The 520-nt window shown below is 55.2% G+C and carries 1 protein-coding gene; it reads right to left on the bottom strand.

Going from position 1 to position 520, the window contains the following annotated elements; translation table 11 throughout:
- Positions 1-162: 162 nt before the first annotated feature.
- Positions 163-520: hypothetical protein (locus tag ACYVM0_RS27015; protein WP_460562627.1), on the bottom strand; the 358-nt coding region annotated here is incomplete at its 5' end.

Here is a 520-nt window from a genome sequence, read left to right as displayed (position 1 = left end):
ACGGCGGATGGGTGCAGGAGCTTTACCTTCACATTGATCCCGTAAGCATCCTCAGTCGGACCTGATTGAGCATTTACATTCACGCCATTCGCCATGATTGTGAAAGGCTCAGGAAGCCCGCCCATTGTCGCCGGTCCAAATACCACACTACCTACAAGATCATTACTCATCGTCGGCCACCACGCGGTTAGCGTCGGGGTCAGACTCAAGCTCATCCGACATAACGACTGCATCAGGAACAGCCTCGCCATCAACTACATGCCCTACCTCGATTGGGAACGGCTTTCCCGCTTCAATCTCATTCTTCGGGAAGTCCGGCTTATCAATCTCCGGCAGAACCTGGCCCTCAGCCTTATCCAGACTCAGCACAATCTCAGTCCCATCACCCGATCCGGTGATGCCGGTCAGCCGGTAGCCGAATCCGCCCAGCACGTTCATTAGAGCATCGGAGCTAATCTTGGCTACATCGCCTCGCAGGATTTGGCTAAGGCGACTGTACTGCACGCCTGCGACCTCTGCT

The organism is Ferruginibacter profundus (assembly GCF_054783275.1).
The sequence above is the reverse complement of the archived record's forward strand: the minus strand, read 5'-3'. Positions and strand labels throughout refer to the sequence as shown.